Origin of the sequence: Flectobacillus sp., from assembly GCF_049240685.1 — a bacterium.
Lineage (GTDB): Bacteria > Bacteroidota > Bacteroidia > Cytophagales > Spirosomataceae > Flectobacillus.
Genome location: NZ_JBMLSD010000305.1, coordinates 1 through 1,758 on the forward strand (window position 1 = coordinate 1; position 1,758 = coordinate 1,758).

1 protein-coding gene is annotated in these 1,758 nt (G+C 37.4%); it reads right to left on the reverse strand.

The window, feature by feature from the left end:
* Positions 1–141: 141 nt before the first annotated feature.
* Positions 142–1,728 carry a hypothetical protein gene (locus ACOVQ4_RS13770; protein WP_421821208.1) on the reverse strand — a complete coding sequence of 529 codons (1,587 nt, stop codon included), beginning with the start codon at positions 1,726–1,728 and terminating at the stop codon, positions 142–144.
* Positions 1,729–1,758 lie beyond the last annotated feature (30 nt).

Sequence of the window (1,758 nt, forward strand, 5' to 3'; positions counted from 1 at the left end):
ACGTCACCGCCAATGGCTTGTTTGAGATTTTGTAGCGCTTGATTGATTTCAAAACCCATTGAGTCGGGTGTGTCCACATCGAGAGATTGTCCCTGAGAAAGTACAGGGTACTTCATGCCAAGGGCAATATCCATCAATTTTTTAGTTTTTTTCATGTAGTACTGATAAAAGCGACTTCGCTTGTAGTTGAAGTCTTAGTCTATATTTGTATTTAATTTTGAGAGTACTGTTGTTAGTTGATTGCTGGCTAATAAAGTTTGAAGTAACTCTTTCGTAAAGCTCTTCGAAAGTATTGATTACTTCGCTTCTGGCTTGTTCCTTGAGTGGAGCAAAGCCCTCTGAGACTTGTTTTATACCCGAAATAAGAATGAGTCTAATATCAAAGCTCGTTCCTTGTCTTGAGTAAAGGTCGCCATTGATGTTAATTACGTCATCTACCTTAAAATAGCGGTATAGGTAGCTTAAGAAAACTCTGTTTTTACCTGCCTGAACCCTTCCTTCACTATCGTAATGAGTATGGCCACCGATGATAATGGCACATCGACCATCGGATTTTAGATTATTGAGCGCATAATAACTAAGAATATGGTCAAGGTCTTTTAGGATGTATTTATTGTCAATCTTTAGGTAATCCCTTTGGTCAACTGCCCCAAATGGCGGATTGGTAATGACTCCATCAAACTTCTCGTTAGGCGTGTTGTAGATAGCATTGATTTGAGTTGCTTTTCTAAAGCCTTGAGTTAATAAATTCTTGTATCGGGTATCATCTATTTCGTTGACAGTGCATTGCTCAGGACGAAAAGCAATGGTCATCATGCCGTTACCTGCCGTTGGTTCAAAAATTTGACCTTGATAATTTTGTACTCCATTTTTTACATACAATCCAGCCAAAAACGCAATGGGGGAGGCTGTAGAGTACTGTTGTAATAGAATCGAAATACTAGTTCTATGTGAAAGAATGACCTGATTTCGATAGGTTTCAAGAATGCCGAGATACTTTTCATAATCGGTCGTACTTTTATCATTGGCAATCTTTCTGCAAACATTAACAATCGCTAATTCGGTGAGCTCTTTGATATCCGTTTTGCCCGTGATTCCAAATTTACTAGCAAGCTTTTCGATACTTCTTTTGTTATGTTTCTCATTACGCTCAAGCTCTAATTCTACCTGTTCAACGAATTGCTTTTCACTCGAAGTGATGCTCAAGCTTCGACCAAGGAAGCCAAGTTGAGAGAACTTATAGTCATACTCACGAGCTATCTCATAAGAGTCCTCATAATTAAATTTATCTTGAACAGGGTCAAGAATTACATCTCCAACAACGACGTAAATATGTTGCCATCCTTGCCCAAAATCAACCATCTTAATTGTGTGGTTAACTTTGAGATTGTGTAAAATAGAAGAGATGAAAATGGTAAAATCTTCGCAGTCTACGCCCTTTTGTCTATCAGCCCAAGTACGTCTGGGTAATCTGATTTGTTCAGTACCTTCTTTATCGAAACGGTAATTGATATACGCTCTACAAAACTCGTAAATTTTTTGACAAAGAACAACACCTGAGTAAAGTTTAAATTGATTAGATAGAGTGGTAGTTTGTTCAATGGATTTTGGAATGAGATTTTGTGTGATTAGATTGAATGTATCATCCCCCGAATAATTGATTAATTCGATGTAATCATTCTTTTGGGGCTGTTGTAAAAGTAAGCTCTGATTCATATAAAAAGGCATAAATACCTATGTTTTCGATGAGTGGTTGGT

Excerpts from the sequence above, each read along its gene's own strand:
- ACOVQ4_RS13770 (WP_421821208.1), bottom strand. The coding sequence starts at position 1,728 with ATGCCTTTTTATATGAATCAGAGCTTACTTTTACAACAGCCCCAAAAG.